The sequence below is a fragment of the Mesorhizobium cantuariense genome, assembly GCF_042647205.1.
GTDB lineage: Bacteria > Pseudomonadota > Alphaproteobacteria > Rhizobiales > Rhizobiaceae > Mesorhizobium > Mesorhizobium cantuariense.
Map to the genome: position 1 here is coordinate 4361618 of NZ_JBHRVD010000001.1, position 23591 is coordinate 4385208.

Annotated in this window: 27 protein-coding genes and 1 riboswitch; of the genes, 8 read left to right on the forward strand and 19 right to left on the reverse strand. The window is 61.3% G+C overall.

Features of this window, described 5'->3' with window-relative positions:
• Positions 1–20 precede the first annotated feature (20 nt).
• The 4 genes from ACFOJ9_RS21090 to ACFOJ9_RS21105 all read right to left on the reverse strand — a co-directional run bounded on the left by ACFOJ9_RS21090 (position 21) and on the right by ACFOJ9_RS21105 (position 3264).
• The gene (locus ACFOJ9_RS21090; protein WP_378980957.1) at positions 21–1043 is read right to left on the reverse strand and encodes an ABC transporter substrate-binding protein; all 1023 of its coding nucleotides are present in this window, start codon (positions 1041–1043) and stop codon (positions 21–23) included.
• A complete protein-coding gene (locus ACFOJ9_RS21095; RefSeq protein ID WP_378980959.1) occupies positions 1036–1803 on the reverse strand; it encodes an ABC transporter ATP-binding protein in 768 nt (255 codons plus the stop codon). Before ACFOJ9_RS21095 ends, ACFOJ9_RS21090 begins: the two co-directional genes overlap by 8 nt.
• Entirely contained in the window at positions 1800–2552 is a 753-nt protein-coding gene (locus ACFOJ9_RS21100) for an ABC transporter permease (RefSeq protein WP_378980961.1), read from the reverse strand. The genes ACFOJ9_RS21095 and ACFOJ9_RS21100 overlap by 4 nt, the downstream gene beginning before the upstream one ends.
• Positions 2553–2655: 103 nt before the next feature.
• Positions 2656–3264 carry a YkoF family thiamine/hydroxymethylpyrimidine-binding protein gene (locus tag ACFOJ9_RS21105; protein WP_378980963.1) on the reverse strand — a complete coding sequence of 203 codons (609 nt, stop codon included), beginning with the start codon at positions 3262–3264 and terminating at the stop codon, positions 2656–2658.
• Positions 3255–3368: riboswitch (TPP riboswitch) on the reverse strand. Its footprint overlaps the gene before it by 10 nt.
• Before the next feature lie 194 nt (positions 3369–3562).
• Between ACFOJ9_RS21105 and ACFOJ9_RS21110 the strand changes: the two genes are divergently transcribed.
• The gene (locus ACFOJ9_RS21110; RefSeq protein ID WP_378980965.1) at positions 3563–3892 is read left to right on the forward strand and encodes a hypothetical protein; all 330 of its coding nucleotides are present in this window, start codon (positions 3563–3565) and stop codon (positions 3890–3892) included.
• 66 nt (positions 3893–3958) lie between these two features.
• On the opposite strand, the gene ACFOJ9_RS21115 is transcribed toward ACFOJ9_RS21110, so the two are convergent.
• Positions 3959–4237 carry a LysR substrate-binding domain-containing protein gene (locus ACFOJ9_RS21115; RefSeq protein WP_378980967.1) on the reverse strand — a complete coding sequence of 93 codons (279 nt, stop codon included), beginning with the start codon at positions 4235–4237 and terminating at the stop codon, positions 3959–3961.
• A 252-nt stretch (positions 4238–4489) separates the two neighbouring features.
• Here ACFOJ9_RS21115 and ACFOJ9_RS21120 point away from each other — a divergent pair, with 252 nt between their 5' ends.
• A complete protein-coding gene (locus ACFOJ9_RS21120; RefSeq protein ID WP_378980969.1) occupies positions 4490–5593 on the forward strand; it encodes a nucleotidyltransferase family protein in 1104 nt (367 codons plus the stop codon).
• A 72-nt stretch (positions 5594–5665) separates the two neighbouring features.
• Here ACFOJ9_RS21120 and msrA read toward each other — a convergent pair whose 3' ends face one another.
• Together msrA and ACFOJ9_RS21130 are read right to left on the reverse strand one after the other, a co-directional pair.
• A complete protein-coding gene (msrA, locus tag ACFOJ9_RS21125) occupies positions 5666–6184 on the reverse strand; it encodes a peptide-methionine (S)-S-oxide reductase MsrA (protein ID WP_378980971.1) in 519 nt (172 codons plus the stop codon).
• 82 nt (positions 6185–6266) lie between these two features.
• Positions 6267–7835, reverse strand: a complete 1569-nt coding sequence (locus ACFOJ9_RS21130) for a glycosyltransferase family 39 protein (protein ID WP_378980973.1) — start codon at positions 7833–7835, stop codon at positions 6267–6269.
• Between the two features lie 281 nt (positions 7836–8116).
• Between ACFOJ9_RS21130 and ACFOJ9_RS21135 the strand changes: the two genes are divergently transcribed.
• Complete coding sequence (locus ACFOJ9_RS21135) at positions 8117–8824, forward strand: hypothetical protein (RefSeq protein ID WP_378980975.1); 708 nt, start codon at positions 8117–8119, stop codon at positions 8822–8824.
• 329 nt (positions 8825–9153) lie between these two features.
• On the opposite strand, the gene ACFOJ9_RS21140 is transcribed toward ACFOJ9_RS21135, so the two are convergent.
• The 5 genes from ACFOJ9_RS21140 to ACFOJ9_RS21160 are packed head-to-tail and all read right to left on the reverse strand — an operon-like array spanning position 9154 to position 10822.
• Entirely contained in the window at positions 9154–9477 is a 324-nt protein-coding gene (locus tag ACFOJ9_RS21140; RefSeq protein ID WP_378987927.1) for a hypothetical protein, read from the reverse strand.
• Positions 9477–9662 (reverse strand): hypothetical protein, encoded by a 186-nt coding sequence (locus ACFOJ9_RS21145; protein ID WP_378980977.1) that lies wholly within the window; start codon positions 9660–9662, stop codon positions 9477–9479. The genes ACFOJ9_RS21140 and ACFOJ9_RS21145 overlap by 1 nt, the downstream gene beginning before the upstream one ends.
• Entirely contained in the window at positions 9647–9880 is a 234-nt protein-coding gene (locus ACFOJ9_RS21150; RefSeq protein ID WP_378980979.1) for a hypothetical protein, read from the reverse strand. Before ACFOJ9_RS21150 ends, ACFOJ9_RS21145 begins: the two co-directional genes overlap by 16 nt.
• Before the next feature lies 1 nt (position 9881).
• The gene (locus ACFOJ9_RS21155) at positions 9882–10103 is read right to left on the reverse strand and encodes a hypothetical protein (RefSeq protein WP_378980981.1); all 222 of its coding nucleotides are present in this window, start codon (positions 10101–10103) and stop codon (positions 9882–9884) included.
• Positions 10103–10822 (reverse strand): glycoside hydrolase family 108 protein, encoded by a 720-nt coding sequence (locus ACFOJ9_RS21160; RefSeq protein WP_378980983.1) that lies wholly within the window; start codon positions 10820–10822, stop codon positions 10103–10105. Before ACFOJ9_RS21160 ends, ACFOJ9_RS21155 begins: the two co-directional genes overlap by 1 nt.
• A gap of 275 nt (positions 10823–11097) precedes the next feature.
• Here ACFOJ9_RS21160 and ACFOJ9_RS21165 point away from each other — a divergent pair, with 275 nt between their 5' ends.
• The 3 genes from ACFOJ9_RS21165 to ACFOJ9_RS21175 all read left to right on the forward strand — a co-directional run bounded on the left by ACFOJ9_RS21165 (position 11098) and on the right by ACFOJ9_RS21175 (position 13392).
• A complete protein-coding gene (locus ACFOJ9_RS21165; RefSeq protein WP_378980985.1) occupies positions 11098–11784 on the forward strand; it encodes an FkbM family methyltransferase in 687 nt (228 codons plus the stop codon).
• Between the two features lie 466 nt (positions 11785–12250).
• Positions 12251–12634, forward strand: a complete 384-nt coding sequence (locus ACFOJ9_RS21170; RefSeq protein WP_378980987.1) for a hypothetical protein — start codon at positions 12251–12253, stop codon at positions 12632–12634.
• Between the two features lie 14 nt (positions 12635–12648).
• Complete coding sequence (locus tag ACFOJ9_RS21175; RefSeq protein WP_378980989.1) at positions 12649–13392, forward strand: hypothetical protein; 744 nt, start codon at positions 12649–12651, stop codon at positions 13390–13392.
• Positions 13393–13530: 138 nt separating this feature from the next.
• Here ACFOJ9_RS21175 and ACFOJ9_RS21180 read toward each other — a convergent pair whose 3' ends face one another.
• From ACFOJ9_RS21180 to ACFOJ9_RS21200, 5 genes are all read right to left on the reverse strand, one after another.
• Positions 13531–16365: a hypothetical protein gene (locus tag ACFOJ9_RS21180; RefSeq protein WP_378980991.1), complete on the reverse strand. Its 2835-nt coding sequence runs from the start codon at positions 16363–16365 to the stop codon at positions 13531–13533.
• Between the two features lie 446 nt (positions 16366–16811).
• On the reverse strand, positions 16812–17399 hold the full coding sequence (locus ACFOJ9_RS21185; RefSeq protein WP_378980993.1) for a T6SS immunity protein Tdi1 domain-containing protein: 588 nt from the start codon (positions 17397–17399) through the stop codon (positions 16812–16814).
• Positions 17400–17428: 29 nt separating this feature from the next.
• Complete coding sequence (locus tag ACFOJ9_RS21190; RefSeq protein ID WP_378980995.1) at positions 17429–18004, reverse strand: hypothetical protein; 576 nt, start codon at positions 18002–18004, stop codon at positions 17429–17431.
• A complete protein-coding gene (locus ACFOJ9_RS21195; RefSeq protein ID WP_378976343.1) occupies positions 18001–18822 on the reverse strand; it encodes an IS5 family transposase in 822 nt (273 codons plus the stop codon). The genes ACFOJ9_RS21190 and ACFOJ9_RS21195 overlap by 4 nt, the downstream gene beginning before the upstream one ends.
• Positions 18823–18894: 72 nt before the next feature.
• Positions 18895–19356 (reverse strand): hypothetical protein, encoded by a 462-nt coding sequence (locus tag ACFOJ9_RS21200; RefSeq protein ID WP_378980997.1) that lies wholly within the window; start codon positions 19354–19356, stop codon positions 18895–18897.
• 260 nt (positions 19357–19616) lie between these two features.
• Between ACFOJ9_RS21200 and ACFOJ9_RS21205 the strand changes: the two genes are divergently transcribed.
• Positions 19617–20696, forward strand: coding sequence for an IS630 family transposase (locus ACFOJ9_RS21205; protein ID WP_378977646.1), 1080 nt, complete (start codon positions 19617–19619; stop codon positions 20694–20696).
• Here ACFOJ9_RS21205 and ACFOJ9_RS21210 read toward each other — a convergent pair.
• Together ACFOJ9_RS21210 and ACFOJ9_RS21215 are read right to left on the reverse strand one after the other, a co-directional pair.
• On the reverse strand, positions 20685–22154 hold the full coding sequence (locus tag ACFOJ9_RS21210) for a hypothetical protein (RefSeq protein WP_378980999.1): 1470 nt from the start codon (positions 22152–22154) through the stop codon (positions 20685–20687). The two genes, ACFOJ9_RS21205 and ACFOJ9_RS21210, sit on opposite strands and share 12 nt — an antisense overlap.
• Positions 22154–22657, reverse strand: a complete 504-nt coding sequence (locus tag ACFOJ9_RS21215; RefSeq protein ID WP_378981001.1) for a hypothetical protein — start codon at positions 22655–22657, stop codon at positions 22154–22156. The genes ACFOJ9_RS21210 and ACFOJ9_RS21215 overlap by 1 nt, the downstream gene beginning before the upstream one ends.
• 37 nt (positions 22658–22694) lie before the next feature.
• On the opposite strand from ACFOJ9_RS21215, the gene ACFOJ9_RS21220 reads away from it, so the two are divergent.
• Positions 22695–23498 (forward strand): hypothetical protein, encoded by an 804-nt coding sequence (locus tag ACFOJ9_RS21220; RefSeq protein ID WP_378981003.1) that lies wholly within the window; start codon positions 22695–22697, stop codon positions 23496–23498.
• Positions 23499–23591: the final 93 nt, after the last annotated feature.

Here is a 23591-nt window from a genome sequence, read left to right on the forward strand (position 1 = left end):
TTCGAGAGCCAGTTGGCTCCCTACCCCAGAGTTGAATTGCTAAAATACTTCTGGAAATCAGGGCGTTGCGCCAGAACTTCGCCGTCGGCATCGCGCAAAATGCCGGAGGCGAAGAGATAGTCGCCGATCGCGTCCATCTTGGCCGGATCCATCGTCCCGATGGCGCCGCTTTGACTGCGTAGATAATGGCCGTCGATCAGCGCCTTCAGCGAAGCCTCGATCAGCGCCGGATTGGTCAGCGCATCCTTGTTGGCCGCGATCAGCAGGGCTGCCGCATCTTCGGGGTGGTCGACGGCGAACTGGTAGCCGCGCCGCGTCGCCTGGACGAAAGCGGCCGCAGGCTTGGGATTTGCCTGGAGATAGGCTTCGCTCGAAGAGATCAGCGTCGTGTGCTCGTCAGGCACGCCGTAATCGGCATAGACGAAGCTGCGCTGCTTGACGCCCTTGAGTTCGGCTTCGACACCCTCCCAGGTCGAGACTTCGAGCGTAAAATCGACCGAACCATTGGCCAGCGCCTCATAGGCTGAGGTGCCGAGCGTCACCGTCTCGAAATTGCCCTTGCCGCCATCATGGCGGATGATGGTCGATATCAGTGCGTTTTCCCAGGCACTGCCGAAGCCGCCATAGATCAAGCCGTCAAGGCTTCTCGGGCTTTTGATCTCGCTGCGTGCCGCATTGAAGACCACGCGGCCGGTTTCGGACTGCACCACCGCATAGACGCCCTTCAGGTCCGCCCCGGCGGTTTTCTGGGTGAACAGGCTGATGGTGCCGTTGATGCCGAAATCGGCGACGCGGTTTGCGACCAGCGTGCCTGCACCGGTATCGCTGTAGGGCAGGATGTCGACCTCGAGCCCGGCCTCGCGATAGAAGCCCTTGTCGCGGGCAACGAACAGTCCGATGTGGTTGGTGTTGACCGTCCAGTCGAGGGCGACGGTGACCTTTTGTGCCGCCGATTGCGCTCGAGCCCGACCCGTTCCGGCAACCAAGGGAAGACCGGTGGCAAGGGTCAGCAACAAGGCCTGCCGGCGTGTCAAGTCAGTCATGATCGTGTCCTTTGGATGGGTTGGGGTTGAGGATGATGTCGAGGATTTCGGCCTCGAGCGCGCTTGCCTGGCGCGCGGCATCGCCGCCAAGGCTGCGCGGGCGCGGCAGCGGCACCTTGATTTCACGGACGATGCGGGCCGGGCGCGCCGACAGCACATAGACGCGGTCGGACAGGAACACGGCTTCGCGCACGTCATGGGTGATTAGGAGCGCCGTCCAGCGGTGGTGCCGCCACATCTGTTCGAGCCAGCGCTGCATGGCGGTGCGGGTCAGTGCATCGAGCGCGCCGAACGGCTCGTCGAGCAGCAGCATGTCGCGCTCTTGCACCACGGTGCGCAGCAGGGCCGCGCGCTGGCGCATGCCGCCGGACAGCTGCGCGGGAAAATGCCGCTCGAAGCCGGCGAGCCCGAATTCGGCAAACAGCGGCGCGACGCGCGCCCGCGCCGCCTTGCGCCTGATGCCTTGCACTTCGAGCCCGAGCGTCGTGTTGTCGAGGATGCGCCGCCACGGCATCAGCGCGTCGCGTTGCGGCATGAAGGCGAAGTGCTTGCCGTGGTCATCGAGGCGCGCGCCGTCGAACAGCATCTCGCCCTCGCCATGCTCGGCGCCGGTCAGAAGCTGGAACAGCGTCGACTTGCCGGCGCCCGAGGGCCCGAGGATCGAGACGAACTCACCAGCGCCGACACTCAGCGAAATATCGGCCAGCACGTCGAGCCCACCGAACGCCTTGCGCACATGACGCAGCTCGAGCCGGCTCATCGCCACAGCCTCTTCGCTGCGGTATCCTTGCCGGTGCGGTCCCAAGGCATGGCAAGGCGCTGCAACAGCACCGTCAACCCGAACAGGACAAGTGTCAGCGCGGCGCTGACACCGACGGCGGCCAGCACCAGATCGGGGCGGAAATTGTTCTTGGCGTTGAGCATGTAGATGCCCAGCCCCTTCGCGGCACCGGCATATTCGGCAAAGATCGCGCCGACCACGGCATAAGTGATGGAGATCCTCAGGCCAGCAAAGAAGTAAGGCAGCGCCGAAGGCAGCCGTGCCAGCACGAAGATGCGCCAGCGCCCAGCTCCCATGGCGCGCAGCATTTGCCCGATCTCGGCCTCCGTCGCCTCATAACCCTCGACCAATGCCACCAGCATCGGAAAGAAGGTGACCAGCGCCACCAGCATGATCTTGGGTGCCAGTCCGAAGCCGAACCACAGCACCACCAGCGGCGCAATCGCCACCAGCGGCAAGGTCTGGCTGACGATGAAGACGGGAAACAACGCGCGGCGCAGCGGCTGGAAGAAGTCGACCAGCATCGACAGCGCAAAGGCGGCGCTGAGCGAACAGGCAAAGCCGAGTAGCGTGGCACGGATGGTCGGCATCGCGTTGTCGGCCAACGCCTCACGATTGAGCATCGCTTGCTCGAAGACGCGCGACGGCGCCGGCAGGATCGTCGGCTTGATGCCGGAATAGGTGGCATAAAGCTCCCACGCCAGCAGGAGCAGCCCGACCGAGATCATGGCCGGTCCTGCCTTGACAAGAAGGCTCGCGATCGGGCGCGAAGCGACTGATGATGAGACCACGGGAGATAACCTTTGACGGCCGCGCGAGAGCGCGACTGGCTCAGACAGCCGACGGGCTGTTGGCCGAGACCGTGACGTCGAGGGTTACGTGACCGGCGCCTGGTCCGAAGCGGCAGAAAGCTTCGTCCAGCGCCGAAAAGATCGCACCGGCATCACCGCGCAATTTCGTGCAGAAATGCTTGGAACGCTCATAGACGCCGGACTGCTTGAGAAAGTCGATGCAGCCGTAGATCTCGTCCATGTGGTCGTCGGTGCCCATCACATAGAGCGAGAACTGCGCGGCCGCCGGCTGGCCGGTGGCAGCAGCATTGCGCACCGCCGCGATGGCCGCATCTTTGCGTGGGCCGAGTGGTCCGACAGGCCCACCAAGTGCATCGGAGCGGCAGATCGGATCATCCGGCTCGCCCGGGCAGCCGCGCGAGATAGTGGCCGACAACACGCAATGTTTGCCGCTGCGTGCCGCCGCCACGAAGAGGTCGCGCATGGCGGGAAACAGCACTTCGGGCGGCCCGACCAGCAAGGTCGAGATGTCGTCGGTCTCGATCCTGAGCTTGTCGCGGTAAGGATCGAGCGCGCCGAGCGCGCCAAGGATGACGCCGACGAAATCGTCGGCCATGGGATATAGGGAAATCTGTGCGCCTGAAAACATCGCCCGCCTCGCTCCGCTGGTATTACCCAGATCAGCTTCTAGGGTCTGTGGGCTTGCCGCCCCCGTCTCAGCCCCGACCGTACGGAGCACCCCTGTGGATGCGCAAGTTAAAGCACCATTCGAGCTGAAGGGAAAGCCGTTTTTTCAGTGCGCTGCGCCAATAGCATTGCGCCAGGCATGGTGCGCCTGAGCGGAATTTTATCGGGAACCTTCGCTGCCGCGACCGGTTGTCCCCACAGTCGCGATGCGATCACCTTCGTAGAAATGAGCGACGAGTTCACGGAAATGGAGACAAACCATGTTCATGAAAATCCTCGCAGCTTCGGCTCTCACCATTGGTCTGGCTACATCAGCCATGGCGCAAAGCGCTGGCGACAACGGTGCAAACGGAGGCGGAAGCGGCAAATCGGTGACGGTTGAGCCGAGCACGCCGGCTTCACCCAATACGGTCGAGCCGGACACTGTGGACCCGGGCATAACCAACAGCACGACCGGCATGCCCGACGGCATGAATTCCAACGCGGATGAAAACTGCCCGGCCGGTCCGCAGGGCGCACAGCCAGATGCCATCGGCACCTCGCCGGGCACGGCTTCGCCGACAGTCAACGACAACCATTGCGGCAAGTAAGTTGTCGCCAATCGGAGCGAAAACAAAACCTGCGGAGCGAATGCTCCGCGGGTTTGCGGCGCATCGTTAACCGCCGGACATCGTCTGACGGTCGGTATGCGCATGCCGCAGGAAATCGACGAAGGCGCGCACCGCCGGCGATGTATGGCGCTGCTTCTGATAACAGAGGAACCAGCCAGGAAAAGGCGCGCACCACTCATCCAGCAGCGAGACCAGTTTGCCGGCGTCGATCAGCGGACGCACCAGCTCTTCCGCCCAGAAGGCAACGCCGACGCCCTGCATCGCAAGCGCCATGTCGCGGCTGGAAACGACCAGCTGACCATTGACGGCGACCAAGTTGGCCATCCCGGGCGAATTCCCGACGCAGGCATGAAACCCTTGCAGCCTGCCGCGATCGATTGCCACATGGCGTATGAAGATGGCGCCAGTCCGACCATAGGAGGAAAGCTGACATAGCGGTTGGCCAAAATGTTCAGGTCGGGCGATTATAAGGTTTTCGCAATTTTCTTATAACCACTTGAAACCAGGAGCAGAAGCGCGCAGTTATAAGAGAACTGCAAATTTCTTATAACGCAAAGGCCCTGGTCGGACGCCGCCATGAAATCGATCGATATCGCTTATCGCACTCTGTTCGCTGAACTCGTGCAACGAAGCCTGGACGCCTCGTTCCAAACTGACTTCTCGACGGCAGGCAATTTCGTACGGGTTCCGGTAAAAGGCCGCGACTACTGGTATTTCGAGGAGACCAGGCCGAAGACGACAAGACGATATGTCGGTCCGGCCGACGATCCCGAGATCGCAAAACGCGTCGCCGCCTTCAGGGAAATCAAGAGCGATCTGAAAAGCCGTCGTAAGCTCGTATCGACGCTTGTTCGCGAGGCTGGGTTGATGGAGCCGGAAAAATTTACCGGCGATATCGTCGAAGCTCTTGGCAAGGCCGGGTTTTTCCGCTTGCGGGGCGTACTTGTCGGCACGGTCGCATTCCAGGCCTACGCCGGATATCTGGGCGTAAGGCTGCCGGGGGTGGCGCTACAGACAGGCGATGCTGACTTTGCCCAATTTCACTCGGTCTCCGTCGAAGTGGGCGACAGTCTGCCACCGATCATGGATGTGCTGCGCGATATCGATCCGTCGTTTCGCGAAATTCCGCACCGAACGGATGCCAATCGCACGACCCAGTTCGAAAACGCTTCCCGGTACAAGGTCGAATTCCTGACCCCAAACCGGGGTGGCGACGACTACGCCGACCACGCGAGCGCGATGCCGTCGCTGGGCGGCGCATCGGCACAACCCTTGCGATTCCTGGATTTTCTGATCCGCGAACCCGTAAGGACAGTCTTGTTGCATCGATCCGGAGTCCCGGTATTGGTCCCCTCACCCGAGCGATATGCCGTCCACAAACTGATTGTCGCCTCTCTTCGCCAAGCGAATGCAAACGGCGCGGCAAAACGGGAAAAAGATGTTCTTCAGGCAAGCTTGCTGGTCGAGGCGATGGCAGCTGCCCGCCGGCAAGATGATCTCGCCGTGGTGTTCTCCGAAGCATGGAATCGCGGTGCCAGCTGGCGCGATGCAATCCAACGAGGTCTTCGTTTACTCGATCCCGATCGGCAAGACACGGTCGAGACAATCGTTCGAAGGGCACTTTCGGATATTGGTGAAGAGCTCGATGGCTTCACCGACGCGACAAGGCGCGCTGGTTAAAGGAGTTTGGATGCGATGACCTGCTCGACGACCCCGTCGAGCAGCAATGCATGGCAAATCGCAGTTGCGAATCTACGAAACCGCCTTCTCACGAACCGGCAGCTTCCAGCCCGGCCTGACGAAATGGCAGGTGTAGCCGTTGGGGTATTTCTCCAGATAATCCTGATGCTCAGGCTCGGCTTCCCAGAAGGGACCGGCCGGCGCGACTTCGGTGACGACCTTGCCCGGCCACAGACCCGAGGCATCGACATCGGCGATGGTGTCGTCGGCGACGCGCTTCTGTTCATCGCTGGTGTAATAGATCGCCGAGCGATAGCTCATCCCGACATCGTTGCCCTGCCGGTTGCGGGTCGTCGGATCGTGGATCTGGAAAAAGCGCTCCAGCAGCGTGCGATAGCTTATGATAGCCGGATCGAAATTGATCTCGACGGCTTCGGCATGGCTGCCATGGTTGCGATAGGTGGCGTTGGCTACGTCGCCGCCACTGTAGCCGACACGGGTGGAGATGACGCCGGGATAGCGCCGTATCAAATCCTGCATACCCCAGAAGCAGCCGCCGGCAAGGACTGCGCGTTCGGTCGAAGTCGCCATATCACGTCTCCTCAAAAGCAAGTGGTCTCGCCATAAATGGGCACTATCACCTGCTTCGTCCAGCGGACGCGGTGGATCTACTTCAGTTGCTCGATCGGGCGAGGCCGTCGATCACACCCGGCAACTGCTTCACGCCAGGCGGAATGGCGGCAAAGCTGATCGCCACCGGCGGCGCCTTGAGCGACCAGTCGAAGAGAACGGTCTTGACCGAGATGTTGCCCAGCCACGCCTGCAGCCGAGGCGGCACGCCGCGCCCAGGCCAGACCAGGAGTATGCCGTGGTCGCGCAGCCGCTGGCTGGTGATCCAGGGGGCGAGCCGCATGTCGAGCTCGGTGAAGATCGATGGCTTGTCATAGGCATTGAGGCCCGCCAGCATCGCGATACGGGTGTCGCCGCCGACAATGTCGAGTCGACCGGGCACCGCCGCGTGCCAGACGGCCTCGGCCTCATCCGAGATCTGCTGGGCCGGCCAGCAGACGGCGTCCATGCGCCCGCGCAAATTGCAGCCCGTCCAGCGGATACAAGCATAGGCACCGGACATGCCAACAATGCAGGCGAACGCGCAGATCGCCAGCCGGCGCATCTCGACGGCGCCGAGCCGATGGCCCAGCAAGGCGATCGCCACAACGCCGACAAGATTGTACATCGGCGCGCCCCAGGCCTCGCCGGCGCCGGTGAACAGCGAAGCCAGCATGACGAGGGCCGCCGGACCAAGCCCCATCCACACGACATAGACCAGCGTGCTGCGCCCGACGGGCTCTTCCGGCGCGGGCGAGCGCCGCAACAGGCCTGATATCGACAGCACCAGAAGAAAGCCGCAGAGCCCCGCCATCTGGACGCCGATATAATAAAGGCGGGTGCGGTGGACCAGCACCCATTCATCGCGGCCGGCGACATAGGTCAGCGGCAGGAAATCGATGCGGTAGAGCTCGACGGCCAGCGGCGCGGCGACGGCAAGGAAAACCGCAAGCCCGAGCCATGGCCAGGGCGTGGCGAGCCGACCGCGTGCCCGTGTGTCCGACAACAGCCAGATCGCGCCGAAGAGCAACAGCAGTCCGGTGGAAAACTTGGCATAGAGCCCGACGCCCGACACCAGTCCGAGCGCCAGCCACCAGCCCGGCCCACCACCAGGGCTTGCGCGCCACAGCAGCCAGCAGATAGCGGCCCAGAAGGGCATCTGCGCATAGTCATGATTGAACTGCGGAGTGGGCCAGCCGAAGAAATAGAGCGACGGCATCAAAAGCACGGCGGCCAGCGCGCGGATTCTCCCGAGCATGTCGCGGGCCAGCAGGTAGACGAAGATGAAGGTCGCCGAGACGACGAGCTGGGCGAGCAGATATTGCGGCCAGCGGAACGATCCGGTCAGAAGGTGGCTGGTCTCGAGCAGCCAGCCGGGAAGCTGCGGATGCTTGTAGGTCAACAGCACCCATTCGCGGCCCCACATGAAGCCCTCGACGACATCGCCGGGCGGTGCTGCGTCGACAAGCGCCGGCACCACGGTCCAGCACAGGATCTGCGTCAGGCATAACAGTGCCAGAACAGCTTCCGGATATCGGGTCAGATGCGACCAGATCGACGACTGGCGCCAGTCGCCTGGAACAGAGCCGCCGACCGGCAGCCAGCCGTTGATGGGTTCATCGATTCGCGTCATGCGGTGGATAAATCACACCGGACGGTTTTTCGAACAGCCCAGAACTCAAAGCTTACGAAAATGTATACTTGAGCGACCATTGCAAGACCAAGATTGAGGCAGAGTTTCGCGTCACGATGCTGCCTCTCCCTTCACACGCAAGCAAGACGACAATGGAAACGTCCTCCTGCGGCACCTCGAACATGCCAGGCATGGCGCATTGGCCGTGATCGCGGCGGGCGTCGTTTACGCCTGACCGGCTCCCCGGCCACGCCCCACCAACGAGCATCCAGGATTGAAAAATGCGCCACCACCATGCCGTCATCCACTACCGTGCGCTCGACTTCTGGATGGCGCGTGCGGCCGTTCTGGTCATCATCTGCCTGCAGATTCTGGTCATCAACGACCTCTCATTCGGGCCGCGCTGGCTGGCCCCGGCGCTGGAGGCCGCCCTGCTACTGCCCTTGTCGGTGGCCACAGCCTGGACACAGGCCGCCACCCGAAAGGCGGTCGAGGACCACGAATGGCATGCGATCGGCCAGTTTCGCGTCATGATCCGCAGAGCGGCCCTGACCATGACCGTCATCATCAGCGTTATGAATTGCGGTTCGCTGGTCTTGCTGGTGCGTGCCTTGCTGGAGGGCCATGCCGGCAACAGCGGCACGACGCTGTTGATCGACGCGCTCAACATCTGGGTCACCAACGTCATCGTCTTTGCCTTGTGGTTCTGGAGCACCGACCGCGGCGGACCGCCGACCTGCGGCCTGGTCAAGCTCGCGCAGGCCGATTTCCTGTTCGCGCAGATGACGCTGAACGATCGTGAGCTTCGCGATTGGCTGCCCGGCTTCGTCGACTATTTCTTCCTCGCCTTCACCAACGCGACGGCGTTTTCGCCCACCGATACCTTGCCACTCAGCCAGCGCGCCAAGCTGCTGATGATGGCCGAGGCCATGATCTCACTGCTGACCATCGCCCTGGTCGCGGCACGCGCGGTCAACATCCTGGCCTAGCGGAATTCCAGGAAAAGTGTGAAACGGTTTTCCCGGGAAATGCGCATAGCGCTTTCCCATGGGAATTGCGCCCAAAGGAGATTGGGCGGGTTCAGTGTTTCGGCGAAACGACGAACGGCTCTGAGGCTTGCCAGGCCGGATCATTGACGCAAGCTCGCTGGGGTCGGAACTTTGGCGCGGGAGCCAAGTGGAAACGGATAAAGCGGCCATCAAGCCAGTCCCGAAACGCAAAATAGCCCGCTCCGGGGAACCGGAGCGGGCTATGACGAAAGTGTCTCTGGAATTCTGTCAAACAGTCGCTGGCAAACAACACCAACCGGCGCCAGCAGCTACTCTTCTGGCACCGACTTGAACCGGCGCACGACGAACTCGAACAGGACGTCCGAAATCCACATGGCGCAGACACCGATCAGAAATGCCGCTGCCAGCGTGGTGGTGTCGTCGGCGGGATCGGGCATCGGCAGGCCTGCGATCCTGACATAGGAAACCACCGGCAGCGTCAGGTAGGCCGCGGCAAGCGCGCCGCAGATCGGCGAGGCCACCATTTCGCGCAGCTTGTAGCGATGCCGCGATAGCGCGCGCAGGACACCGCCGGCAAGGCCGGCGGCGACAACCGGGCCCTTGATGCCGAGCAGGTCGAAAAGATCGTGCATCATGACCTCCATCCGCAGAGCTTCCGGCCCTTTTCGTTGTGAGCCAGGATCGCCGCCACCGACGCGTCGGAAAGTGTCGCCACCTCCGCCTTTGCCGGCCGGATGGGATGCCCGGCCGCGCAGAACGACCCGCCGGTGCTGGTGCAGCCGGCCAGCAGGAGCACGAGCGCTACGATCTTGACCATCTGGCCAGCCTCCCCCTGTTATCATCCGGCGTCCGCCCGGCGACGGCGTCATCGATCTTCTGGGCTTCAGTGCGCGCCGCGGCGTCGGCGGCATCCTGCCTGGCCTTCTGGCTTGCCTTGCCCTTGGCGTAAGCCGTCCAGAGGCCGCCGAGCGCGGCACCCGTTGCAAGCAGATACGGCCAGGCCTGGCCAAGCAGTGCGAGGACGAGTGCTCCCATCTCAGGTCTCCCGCGCCGGCGACGGCGCGACCATGCCACGCGGGCCGTCACGCACCGCATTGACGATGATCTTGGCAAGGGCAATGGCGCCGCTGATCTGAAGCGCGGTGCGATCGCCCACGCCGAACAGCGTCCAGTCGAAGCCGGCCAGGGCGCCACCGCAGATGATGGCGATCAGCGTGTTGAGGAGATTGTGCAGCGCGTTGGTGTTGAAGCATTTCATTAGAAGACACTCCCGAAAAATTCGGTGACGTGATGCCAGAAGACAGCGAGCGTTCCGGCCATGAGAACGACAATGCCAGCCGCGGCAGCCGCCTTGCCGCCGGATGGCGACGCCGAGGGTCCGGGCTGGATCGCCGGCGCCTCGGCGGCAGGCTTCTCGACCTCGGGCGGCTGCGCGACAGGCTCCGGCGCGGCCGCCGCCTGCCGTTGTGCCGACATCAGCAAGGCCTGGATCCGCACCGACTTGACGCGGTCGGACCAGCCGCGCCCGAATGTCGGCCATGTCGGCAGCCGTTTGAGAAACGTCAGCCGCGCATCGCAAAGCGCATCGATGATGACGCCGGCCGGCTTTGCGTTGGCCGCCGAAAGGGTCACCGGCCCGATCCGGCCATCCTGTGCGACGCCCACGGCCGCTTGCAAATATTTCGCCGCCCGGCCAGGCCCGCTGTTCACCGCGAAATCGAACACGGCATGGTCGACGCCATCGGGCAGTTCGGCGCCGTGCACGGCATCCCAGTAAAAGCGGCGGTAGATGGTGGCGATCTGCCCGTCGTGGATCCCGCGCAAATCCGCCTTCGTCGCGTCGGCCTTCACGTAGCGGCGGAAGTTGGCAAGCGTCACACCTTTCATGATGGCGCCACCGGGATCAGCCGGATTGTCCGACCAGCCGCCTTCCGATTTCAAGACGAGCGCAAGCGCCCGCGCGAAGTTGCGGTCCATGATGTTGGTTCCTTTGAAGGTTGAACTATGATCGGGACGGGCGATGGGAATTTTACGGTCGAGGGGATGCGAGGCGGGAAAGCCCTGCGCACCGCCTGCCGTGCAAAGCGATCGTCGTGTTGTAATCAGGGTAAATCCGAAGTCGGGAAGACCTTGAACCAGGCAAGCCGTGGACATGAGCCACGCACCTTGCCAGCGGCCGGGCCTGCACGTTTACATTCGGCTGCTGATTCCAGCTTGTAGGGAACCAAGATGATCTGGAAGCCATCCGGAACGTGCGCGATCGCGGCTTTGAAATTCTTACCACCGGCAGAAAAACGGTAACAGTCCGGGACATCACTCTGTCTTTGGATGGCGTCTCCCGCCGCATGCGGTATGTCATGGCCAGAGGCTACGAGGCTCAAGATGCAGCTCTCGCTTCGCGCGTTCTGAACCGCCACGACAGGGTACTTGAGGCCGGCAGCGCCATCGGCTTCATGGCGCTGAACTGCATGATCGACATCGGCATCGAAGATTACTGCATGGTCGAGGCGAACCCTCGCCTGGAGGCATCCATCCGGGAGAATTTTCGCCTCAACGGGATCAGCCTGCCCGTTCTCAAGACCGTCGCTGTAGGCCCGTCCGACGGCTCAATCAGCTTCGGTATCAGCCGAAATTTCTGGTCGTCCAGCGCGTTGCGTCGAGACAACGAAGCCGAACGGCTCACGGTATCTATGCTCTCAATCCCGACAATCGTTTCAGAGCTTCCATTAAAGCCAAATGTCCTGATCATGGATATCGAAGGTGCCGAAACGAGCATTCCGCCAAACCATTTTGAGCCATTTGAAAAGCTCATCATCGAGTTCCACCCCAAATTGACCGGTCCCGCCGAAGCGCTGGAGTTGGAGCGGGACATAATCAGTCGTGGATTTACGGAGTTTGGCCGGGTTGGCGGAACAATCGCGTTTATAAAGGCGCAGTGAGGGCTGATTCGGGGTGAGACAACCGTGAGACCAATTGCTTTCCTTGCCATCGCTGTCGGTCTTGGACTGATTGTGGCTGTTGGCGTCCTCACGTGCGCCACCCCTCGGGTTCCCAAGACAGAACCGAGGCCGGCAGAAATCAAAGACATCAAGGGCCGACTAACCGTCCTTACTGCCAACTCTTTCAAGGTGGACGGCACTTCCGTTGTCCTTTGCGGAGTTAGGCCATCTAGTGCGATGTCGGCGCAAACCGCCACCCTCGCCGTCAAGGCTTCTTACGACATCGCGTACGTGAAATGCAGACCGGTTGGCGGCGGAACACCATGCGACGGTAAAACGGTAGCGATGCTCGGAGCATCGACCGTAGCGCAATGCAAGATAGACGGAGCGCTCGACCTGGCGACAGCCTTGGCGGATGCTGGTATTCTTTGCGGGACAATCCCTGGCTACAAGCCCTGCTGACGAGATGTCACACTATTATGCCCAGACATCAAGTATCCCGGCAACCAGGCGGGCAACTTTTGCCGATAAGCTGAAAACGCTTTACGTCGCCGCAGCCGTCATCGCGATGAGCCTTCAGAGCGTCTACCTCCCGCAGTTCGGGATGGCCGCCTTCTGTTACGTCGGGCTTCGTATGCTGGTCCCTTTGCTGAATGCGCCAATCAAGGCTAACGTCTTCTGGATCATCGCCTTTTTGCTCGTCGGGATGTGCGGCACTCTGGCCACCGCAGAGGATGGTGGAACTAAGGCCGTTCTAGGCACCATCGGCAGCACGCTAGCTCTCGTCCTCATCCCGCATGCTTTTCGAAAGACCCTCGCTCATTGTTGGTCGGGCTGCGGTGTGCAATAGTAATCCACGCCGCAATGGTTTTTTTCCAGGTCACCTACTTTGCGATGTTCCGAGTCTACTTTGACCCACTCGCCAGCCTTGGCCTTGCGGACCAAGCGGTCATAAGCAGGAAGGGGCTTGAACTCGCTATGGGCAGAATACCGCGCTTTGCAGGCTTGTCCAATGAGCCGGGTACGCATTCGACCATGATCGCGAGTCTACTTGCTGGCGAATACGCCCTCTCGCGCAAACTGTCCAAGATATCTGTATTCGGCATTCTGTCGGCCATCGCCACGATGTCGTTGGGCGGGATGATGTTCGTCGCCATGTTTTGCGGCGTTGTAGGCGTTCATCAGTTTTTCGCCGTTCGTAGATACCGGCTACTCGTTGCGGCAGTCGGTATAGCGACGCTTGCGATCCTGATCTATTGGGCGATGCTAAACCTTGAGACAAGATCTCAACTCTATGTCGAGGGAACTCAGCACGACCAAATGATGGAATGGGCGTTTTCCTACCAGCGGATCACGCTATTTGGCCTGAGCGAAAGCCAAATTCCGATGTTCTTTACGTTCGGCTATCTCGGTGTCGGCCTTGATTTCCTATTGCGCTACGGATTGTGGGCGGTTGTCGGAATTGCAGCCTACTTGTTGACCTTACCGCCGCTAGGCATTGGTCTCTCCATTGTGCTGTTGGCCACGAAGCTGAAGCTGACATATCCTCTGGTTTTCGTCATCTTGGCGACGATTAAAATAGGCTGCAGCAATGTTGGACAGAGATGACCACCAGGAAAGCAACGACGGCGAACAGGCAGGTAGCCTTTTGGCACTGGTGGCCCACCTCGTTATCATTGTGGTCATCTTTGCCAGCGCCCCATGCCACGGCAGGTGACCAAATCCCGCCGCACTGCACTGCGCCGGTCAAAACTCCATAAACGAGAGCGTCACTGCAAGCCCAGAAAGACCCTTTCCGCTTCCGGCAGAGTTGCTTGTGATTGCCAGCACATCGCCGGGTTCGAAGCCAAGCGTGGCGTTAGCTGCGGTGACCGCGGCAACTGAAGGAATGAACGCGGTCAGTCCCAACTTGGTGTCAACCGTCGCGATCGTTGTTGCTACGCCGGTCCTATAGCGCCGAAGCAGCAGCGTACGGTAGTTGCTTGCGTCGGCAGAAGCATCCGCGTTCACCGTGTAGGCGACGGCTGTCACCGCACCTCGCCGGTCCGTTGTCATGATCGGATAGATGACCGTTCCTGTCGCTGAGAGGTCGCCAACATGTGCAGTCTGTTTCTCAGCTTTGATGAATTTCTGGGCATCGCCCTGGATAGTCACCGTACCGCGCACACGGTTGTTCTTGCCCCACCGGATCGAATAGGGCACGAGCAGATATTCCCATTTTATCGCGCCGTTAATCGGTCGCCAAACTACGGTGCCGTCGGCAATGCGTTGATCTGTCCCGGACGGACCGCCAGAGGCCGCCGAGGCGCCCGCCGTCATACAGATAAAGTATCCACCGCCATTCAACCGAACGTCGTCGACCATATAGGCGGTCGACCCTGCCCAGGCCGAAATCGAAGCTGTGCCGTCATCTGTGATAGAAAGCGCCGTTCCCGTTGGCCCGCCGCTGCTGGCTGATTTCCCCTCCGCTGTCGCGCGATAGAAATTCCCGCCATTGGTCACAATAGCGTTGCGCTTGTAGATCGTGTCGCCAGCCCAAGCCGCTATGGCGGTGCTGTCGCCGTTCAGCACCACATTGCCGCCGATATCGCACTCATCGACGGAAGCGCGTCCGGCACGAGTGGCGAGCCCCGTGATTGTTAGATCCGTAAGCGTGCCACCAAGCGTGTTGTTCCCCCGCGTGATCAGCCGCCGAACCCTTGCCCGTGATGGTGTCGAAATATTCAGGCCGCCTTTGTCAGATGCCTCGATGCGCAGTCCGTCGATATCGACATCGAGATCAGACCAAGCGATCTGATCGGCATTCGACCCGGCCGAAATGCAGTTCACGGCATGGTTGAAACCACATTGTGCCCGGTAGGATGTGATGTCTTTGAGCTTCAGGTTGACCGCCTCGCGAATATCGAAGTAGCCGTGATCGTCGAGCACAATGTTCTGCAGAGTAATGTCCTGCACCGGGGCCGCGCCGGCATGATTCCCTGCCGACCAATCCCACCCGATATAGAAAGCCGGAGCGGCCGCTGAGCCAACCGCCGAGCCTGAGATGTTTGACAGAAGGATGCGCTTCCCGACCTGGAAATTCCTAACAATTGTGCCTGCGACATATTCCGCAAAGGTATCGGGCGTCGTCGTTTTGTAGTTTACGGTAACGATGTTTCCGGTGTTGTTGACTGAAAAATCACCGATTGAGGCGTCGACCTGGTCGTTGACGTCGATGCACTGGTTCACGCGCGAGGTCGACTTGAACGCTCCATTGCGGATGACGACACGTTGGCTGGCGCCATCGAGGTCAATCGCTTCCGAGAAGTCTTCGAAAAGGAAATTCGTCATCACGAAGCCGTCGACATAGCGAACATTGAAGCCGCCCGTCACCTTCTGGTGACGATGCCCGTCGACCTGCACATTCTTGCTGTTCTGGATGTGGGCGTAGTAGCCGCGCCGGCTGCCGCTGGAACCGCCCTTGGTATCAAGAAACCTCAGTCCGTCGACGCCGACCGCATAGACAAAGCGCTGGTTGCTGTTCGTGGCATCGACATTATTTTCAGGGTCGAAGGTAACACCATCAAACGTGATGTTCTTCCGGGCGCCGACGGTCATGTTCTTGTCAGTCGAGAAGACCGGCTGGACATCCGCCGCGATAACGCTGGCCCGGCTCACGCCGTGCAACACCGCCTCATGGCCACTGAAAGTGATGTTGTCCGTAGTCAGTGCGACCGCACGATAGACGTTCACCGTAGGGAAATTGCCGAAGGTGAAAGGCGAGACCGAACCTGGCACCATCTTGTAGGAACCGGCTGGCAGCCTGACCCCGCCCAACGCTAGGTCGTGCGCCGCCTGCACGGCCGGCGCATCGTCATTGGAGTTATTCTTGCGAGCGCCCTTCTGTGACGCCGACGGCGTGTCGGTAAGGGTATAGCCGACGACTGTGACGCTGTCGTTCAAGGTGATGACGACATCGCCGGTCGTTGTGCCATTCTTTCGATAAACACCGCCACTGCCGGCCACTTGGTTGACGTCGTAGAACGCAGTCCTGATGTAATCCGGCGCAATCGCCGGCGAGTATGCCTCTGCCGTCGCCTTGGTCGCGAATTGTGGATCGAGCACGGTTGTCATGGCGCCGGTCGCTACATCCGCGGCCGCCTGGGCCTGGTCGATGATGCCTTGCGCGGCGTCTCGAATATCCCCGACCGTGTCGTCGGACTGGTAGAACGACAGCATAATGTCGTCGGCACCGATCACGGGGTTCAGCGTTTGGAAGGCATAGACGAAAGCGGCCGAAACCGTGCCCTCCTGGACATGCACCGTCGTCCCCTTCTGCATCGTGCGTCCCGCTCGCGCGTCGGCGGCGCGGTACCAGTTGCCTTCCGACGCCGTATAGATGCCGTTCAGCCTGGCATCGGCCTGGTCCTTGACCAGCACTCGGTCGCCGATCGTGGTCTGGACTCCATCGACCACCTTGAGACCCTGGATCCAGGCAACGCCATCGATGATGATCGTCTCCAGGTTCGCCGTCGTCGCCAGGCGCACGGGTTCGCGCTCGCCGGTCAGCAGGCGAACGGCGGCGGTTGCGGGTCGGGCCATGAGGCGTGCTCCATAAAAAAAGCCTCGCGAAAGCGTGGCTGTGACATTGCGGATTTGGCGGCTTTTCCAACGGCAGGCTGGCCACCGCGCCCTGCCGAATCCTCCCAGGAATAGTCAACGGCAAGGCGCTGACTCGGCCGAGGACAGCATTGTTTTAGTATTGGTTCACGCAGAGAGATTTGAGCCAATGGGCGTGCGCATGCAATTGCCGGGCATCTCCTGCCTCGGCGCAGCCGCAAATCGCCCATTGCCGCAAGAGTACCGCGTTATGTCCCATCATCGGATGCGAATTACGGTGACAGTGCACTATTTTCAAATATCTTCCATGTCTCGGCCGGGAGGTTAACTCCAGAATGTCGGACAGGCCTTCAATGTCGGCGGTGCCAAGCCTGCCATTAAGGTGATGCCAGCCTGCCGACGCCGCTCAGCCTGTACTGCGCTTTCTATCAGCCAAGATTAATTCGAACAGGACTTCCCGGCGGCAAGTCCTTGGTCTGGATTATGATTTGGCCCATCAGATGCCAGTAGACTTCAAGATCCGACAGTTCCAGATTATCGATCTCATCCTTGCCATTCAGGAACAGTGGTTTCTTGTAACCTATGCATTGGTCATAGGAAGGCTCAGCGCCACCAGCCCTCCGCCAATCGGCGTATGTATTTGCGGCTAGCGCAGCGTCTTCGTCCTCTAACAATTCGACCTCATGGAAAGTTCGGACATTAGCGGGTATCTGCAGGGCCTTTCCCGTGCCTGGCTCAAACATCACGACGCCTGGTTCTCCCTGCTCCAATCGCCATGTGTCGGTCGCAAATGCCGTCCCCTGCCAGTCGTAACCAAAGCAGGTGATCCGTCCGGCGAATTTAGGAAAACCCAGGCAGACACGGGCATTCCAATCCGCGACGTCTGATGCACGGATGATCCGATATAGACCACGTTTGAACGAAGCGCCGCCAAAACCCGTGAGCAATTCATTCAACCCAGTCACGTCCGTGTCCAGCGGAAAATTGTCAACCGCGGGTGTTCGCGCAGCGTCCATGGGAAAAGTTCGTCGGAATGTGTCAAACACTAGCGGTCTCCAATCGTCACTTTGTTGATTCTCGCCCCATGAGGCAGATCCTTGATCCGGTGCCTTATCTGAGGCCCGAAACTGCGGTTAACGCTCCGGTCCAAGGCGGCCAAATTGGATAATTCCTCCGAACCATTTAACTGCAGATCGCGGATGTGATCTACATCTTCATCGGGCGCAACCTCATTGCCAGCCTCAATATACCTTCGGCGAACAGATTTTGGATCCCGAGCCGAATCACGGTTTACTGAGGCGTCACTGTTACTCAGTCGTTGGGCTTTCAGGGCTGCTGCTTCCCGTTGAACAGAATTCCACTTGCGCATATGGTATACGTGTATGTCCTGCCCAGCAGGAGTTTCGCGGATTAACCAGCTGTTAGTCTCGCTATTCGATGCACCGAACTCTACAAGAGACTCCGAAGCGGTAGTATCTACGGCTTGCTTATTTACGGCGGTATCTGCGGCTTCTGGACTGCGTGGTTCGGGGGGATCGGCGACACGCTTGGTGATTTTCGCCACCACCTGCCTGCCAATTGCGCTAAGAGTCTGACTCATAATGTTTTTGAAGCGGATCAATGGTTTGCCAGCCTGCGCGTCATGAGCTGAGCGGAGGCCAGCAAGAGCCATGCGGTGGAACTTTCGATCGTGGCCTCGAAGTCCTTGGCCAGGCGTCGGTTTCGTCCGAACCATGCAAAGGTGCGCTCGACGACCCATCGACGTGGAAGCACTTCGAAGCCCTTGGCGGTGTCGGATCGTTTGATGATTTCGAGCGTCCAGTCGCCTTTCCCATGAAGGGCGGTCTCAAGCTTCTCACCGGCGTAAGCGCCGTCGGCGAAGACGTGGCGCAGCCAAGGAAAGCTGGCTCGAATGGAGGCCAGAACGTCGGGAGCGCCGTCGCGGTCCTGGATATCGGCGGTATGGATGACCGCGCCGACGAGCAAACCCAGGGTGTCGGTGAGGATATGGCGCTTGCGGCCTTTGATCTTCTTGCCGGCATCGTAACCGCAAGGCCCGCCGCTCTCCGTGGTTTTCACGCTTTGACTGTCGATCACGCCGGCGCTGGGTGAGGCTTGGCGACCGGTGGCCAGACGCACGCTCATCAGCAGCAGATGATTGATGGTGCTCCAAAGGCCGCAGTCGCGCCAAGCGTAGAAGTAGCGCTGCAGCGTCGACACCGGCGGCAAGTCCCTGGGCAGCATCCGCCATGGCAAGCCACTGCGCAGCACGTAGAACAGTCCATTCATGATCTCGCGCCGCGACCATTTCGGCGGGCGCCCAAGTCGGGACCGGGGCGGAATCACCGGATCAAGAACCGCCCACTCCATATCCGTCAAATCGCTTGAATACCGCAGCCCTTTGCGGGCATGCTTGGCTCGGGTGATATCGGTCCACATGGGATTCTCCGTCGATGCTTCGCAACACCGACTGAATCACAAGCCGCTGATATCACCCAACTTCTTTTCGGGTCAGACACTAAGTCCTTCAGCAAGGACATTGCCGCCGGCACCCCAAAGCGCGCCATTGGCAATCCCCCAGGGAACGCTGCCGCCTGTGTTGTAGGCGTATGCCCCACCATAAGTGCCACCCGCCACGCCCCCTACGCCGGTTCGGGCGGTAAGACCGGTCAAGCCACCGCTCTCCGCCACGCCGATGCCTGCGCGGCCCAGCAAACCGAACAAACCCTTCGCCAGGCCGTATCCTGACAGGCCGGCGCCGAGGGCCTCCGCCACCCAACCGGCCGAGCCTGCCCGGTCCTCGGCGTCCTCGGTTCGGGCCTGCTCATCCTTGAGAAGGTCCTGGTAGCTCCCGCCCGACAAAGCAGAGTCTAGCCCGGCGGAGATCGCGTCCGCACCGCCGGCGGTTCCGCCCTTGGCCGTGAGACGACCGATATCGCCGAATGCCAAGCCGAACTGCTGTAGAAATGGCATTGTGCTGTACTGGGCTTGGGCCGGGTGTTCCCCAATCCAAGCTAATCCTTCCCTGAGCGCCGTAAGTTGGGCTTCCAGCAACTCTGGCGTCATGTTCGGATCTTGGATGGCCCGGGCCCGCCATTGGGCTTCCGCTGCCAGCGAAATTTGTTTGGCCGTGGCCCTGCGCGCATCCGGGTCGCGAATCGCTAGTGGATTGATCGGGACAGAAGAGTCCTTTTTGGGATTCCCCGGATCGCTTCGGCATGCGACATTGCGGGATGCGCACTGGTATCAGCATCGACATCACGGCTTCGGACAGAATTCGGCTTGAAGGGATCGTCGCAGCACGGAGTTCGCCTCAGAAGCATGTCTGGCGAGCGCGGATCATTCTGTTGAGCGGTGATGGCCTGGGGACCGCCGCGATCATGACGATGACAGCCAAGTCGAAGACCTGCGTGTGGCGCTGGCAGGAGCGCTTCATGAACGAAGGCGTCGACGGCCTGCTGCGCGACAAGACGCGGCCACCGGGCATTGCACCGCTTCAGTCTGTGCTGGTCGACAGGGTCGTGGCGCTGACACTCGATCCGCCAGACCACGAGGCGACGCACTGGACGGTCCGCGCGATGGCGAAGGCGGTCGGCATCGCGGCGTCTTCGGTGGTGAAGATCTGGCACGACCATGGCCTTGCGCCTCACCGCTGGCGCAGCTTCAAGCTGTCCAACGACAAGGCGTTTGCCGAGAAGCTTCACGATGTGGTCGGGCTCTACGTCTCGCCCCCCGCTCATGCCATCGTGCTGTCGGTCGACGAAAAGAGCCAAATCCAGGCGCTCGACCGCACTCAGCCGGGGTTGCCGCTGAAGCGCGGTCGCGGGGCGACAATGACGCACGACTACAAGCGCAACGGCACGACGACCCTGTTCGCCGCGCTCAACGTCCTCGATGGCTCGGTGATCGGCCGTAATATGCAGCGCCATCGCCATCAGGAGTTCATCCGCTTCCTCAACGCCGTCGAGGCTGAACTTCCGCCCGACAAGGCCGTCCATGTGATCCTCGACAACTATGCCACTCACAAGCAGCCCAAAGTACGCGCTTGGCTGGCCAGGCATTCGCGCTGGACCTTCCATTTTGTGCCGACATCCTGCTCATGGCTCAATGCTGTCGAGGGCTTCTTCGCCAAGCTCACACGCCGCCGGCTGAAGCACGGTGTCTTCTACTCCGTCGTCGATCTCCAGGCCGCCATCAATCGCTTCATCACCGAGCACAATCAGCAATCCCGACCGTTCGTCTGGAGAGCCGACCCACACAAAATCATCGCCGCCGTCAGGCGCGGGCACCAAACGTTGGAATCAATCCACTAGGACAATCGAACTCAACTCCGCAAAACGCCGGTCAAATGGCTTGCTTGGGTCGATGTATTTCGCGGCCCGCTGGTCGGCCACAGCCCAAGGCAGTGGCAGTCCGTTGTCGAAACCCATCTCTTGTTGGGCGGCAATGGCCCAGGTGATGGCAGCCTGGAAATCCTCAGGCGTTGAAACCTTGCTCCAATCCGGGGCCGACCCCGGAAACACTTGACCAACATAATTGACAGGATCGGCGCCCCTGGCGCCCATGATCAACTGGGCGGCGCCAGCTCTTACCTCGTATCGTTCGCGCTCTTCCGGTGCGCCATTGGGCTCGGATTCGAAATCCCGAAGTTCGGCATGTATCGCCTGGTTCGGCGCCCGATACATGTCGTTAAAGGCCTTGGCGACGCCCGCCGTTATTCTGAATTGCTCGAAATGCTTCGGGCCGTCTTCCGCACCGTAGATATTGACGAAATCCTGTGCGGTCGGTTTCTCCTCGGGATATTCGCCCGTGGCGGCGATGACAGCCGGAGCGTTTTGCTCCGCGAGTTGCACCTTGGCGCGAGCGCCGACCAACTGTGCTGCTGTCGCAGTGTTGGCCTGATCCCTTAGTGCTGCGACATCGCTGGGCTTCAAGTACGTGATGGCGTCGAGGAGGATAGCTGGCTTGTCATCAGGCGTCGCCGAACTGCTTCTATCGAATGTCGATGTGCTCGAGGCGTTGGAGCCACCAGCCTCCTCGGCAGTATCGTCCTTTGTCCGGCTTCCAGCCTGCCCCGCACCCAGCATCTCCGCCGCCCGCTTCGGGTCCTTGGCAATCATTGCCTGGACCAGCGCCTTGGCCGTGTTGCCGCGCCAGGTGGCCTCGGCTGTTTGCCGAATGATCGGGTTGCCGATCTTGGCGATCAGGTCGAAGCCGCTCTGCCGGATCGCCTCGAACGTCTCGGTGTCGTTCGGGTCGCCCTGTGCAATGGAACCGGTGGACATGGTGTCGATCTTGGTCCACTCGGCCAACTCATACTCGTCGCGGCGCGTCTGTTGCCGCTGCGCCATGGGCCGCGCGCGCATAGCGCGCATCGCCTCCTTTTGCCTGGCGAAATTGGCGCGCTGGCTCTCGGGCATGTCCGCCAGGGCATTGTCGAACAGCGTGTCGAACAGGCCTGTTTTGACCACCCGGCCGTTGCGCGGATCGACCTGGCCGTACATGGCCTCATGCAGGCCGGCGCCGTCGGGCGGTGCATTCGCCGCCACCTCGTCTTCCGCCTGCGCGATCCGGCCGGTGAACCGGCGGCGCGCCAGTTCGGCGTCGAAGGCCTCCTGCTGGTCCTTCATCTGCTGGTAGCGCGCGGCGACGGCGGAAAGCTGATTGCCGAGACCCTGCATGGCGCCGCCGACTGGCGATCCCTGAGGATATTGCGGCGCGTTGCCGGTATCGAGCCGGCGCTGGGCTATATTGAGAGGAATGGTGGCCATCAGTAGAGGCCTCCGGTGGAAAAGCCGCCCGGCGGCGGTGGGAAGGCGCCCCTGCCGAAAGTCACGGCCTTGGTCGGGTCGTAGAGGCCGGAGAGACCCGATACGAGATTGCTGCCGGCCTTGAAGATCGAGGCCGTGGCCGCCTGCTTGCCGGAGAAGCGCGAGATGGCGGCTTGCGTGGTCAGGCTGTTCTGGCGCAGTTTCGAGCCGTACTGGATCGCGTCGAGATCAAGCTGGCCCTGCCTTGCATTGGCGGCCAGCACCTCGGTCGGCGAGCCGGCTATGCCGACGCCCGAGGCACCGGCCTGGGCGCGCGCCTGCGACAGCAGGAGATCCTGCTTATGGCGTTCCTGGTTCTGCTCGAAAGCGGCACTTTGCGCGTCGGCCTGCGCCTGCTGCTCGTAGGCCTTGGCCTGGTAGTTGGCCATCTGCTTCGACTGCTGGCCTTCGACCAGCGCGCCGCCGACGGAAAGAGCCGTGCCGATAAGGGCAAGTGTGCACATGGTTCAGCCTCGTTCGTTCAAGGGAGGGCTTGCGGGGATGAATTTGCTTTTGACGCTGTCGACCGGCGCCCCGAGCGGCGTGGCGCGGGTCGAGCGCGCCGCCCGGGCTGAGGAAGGACAGCAACAGCCTGTCGGCCTGCAATGCCGGCCGGCTGAGGCGGGCGGGTGCGGCGGCACGCGGACCCGCCATGGCGACGCGGCGAGAGGTGGTCAGGTTGACCTTCAGCTCGGTGACGCCGGCGGCGTCGAACAGGCCGTTGGCGGTGGCAATGGCGCGGGCGAGTGCATCGGCCTCGAACAGTTGCTGGCGCAATTGCTCGACCAGCCGGTGAGCGCTGCGCCAACGCTCGCCGAGCGTTGCTGCCCTGGCTTTGATCTCGTCGCCAAGCGCGGCGATGTCGGCCCGGGCTTCACCCTGCGCGGCCTCCGCGCGGCGCTTGCCGGCAGCGTCGATAGTTTTTTCCAGAAGGGCGATTTGGTCGTTGCAGTCGTCGAGGACTGCACGCGCGGCGGCCAGGTCGCCATCGCCGAAGACCGCACGGTCCTCGGCCTCCGCCAGCTCGGCTCTGCGGGCGATCGCATCGTTGAGGTCGATGTCGAGCAAGGCGATGACGGCAGCGAATTCGGCAGCCGTCCGCGCCCTGCCGAGTTGCTCGGCATGGGGGGATGTCATTGGGGAGTGTCCTTGTGGATGGAGTGCGGGGCGGCAGCGGGTTATCTCCCCCCTCGAGGGGGAGATGGCCGGCAGGCCAGAGGGGGTCGGCACGACCGGATGCGACCTTCTGCGACAGATGAAGATTGGCGCTTCGCGTGGAGCGCTGGCATCCTCTTTTCAACGTAGGAGGTCGCGTCCCGTCGTGCCGACCCCCTCTGTCGCCTTTGGCGACATCTCCCCCACAAGGGCATATGCGCTAAGATAGGTGTTGCAGTGGGG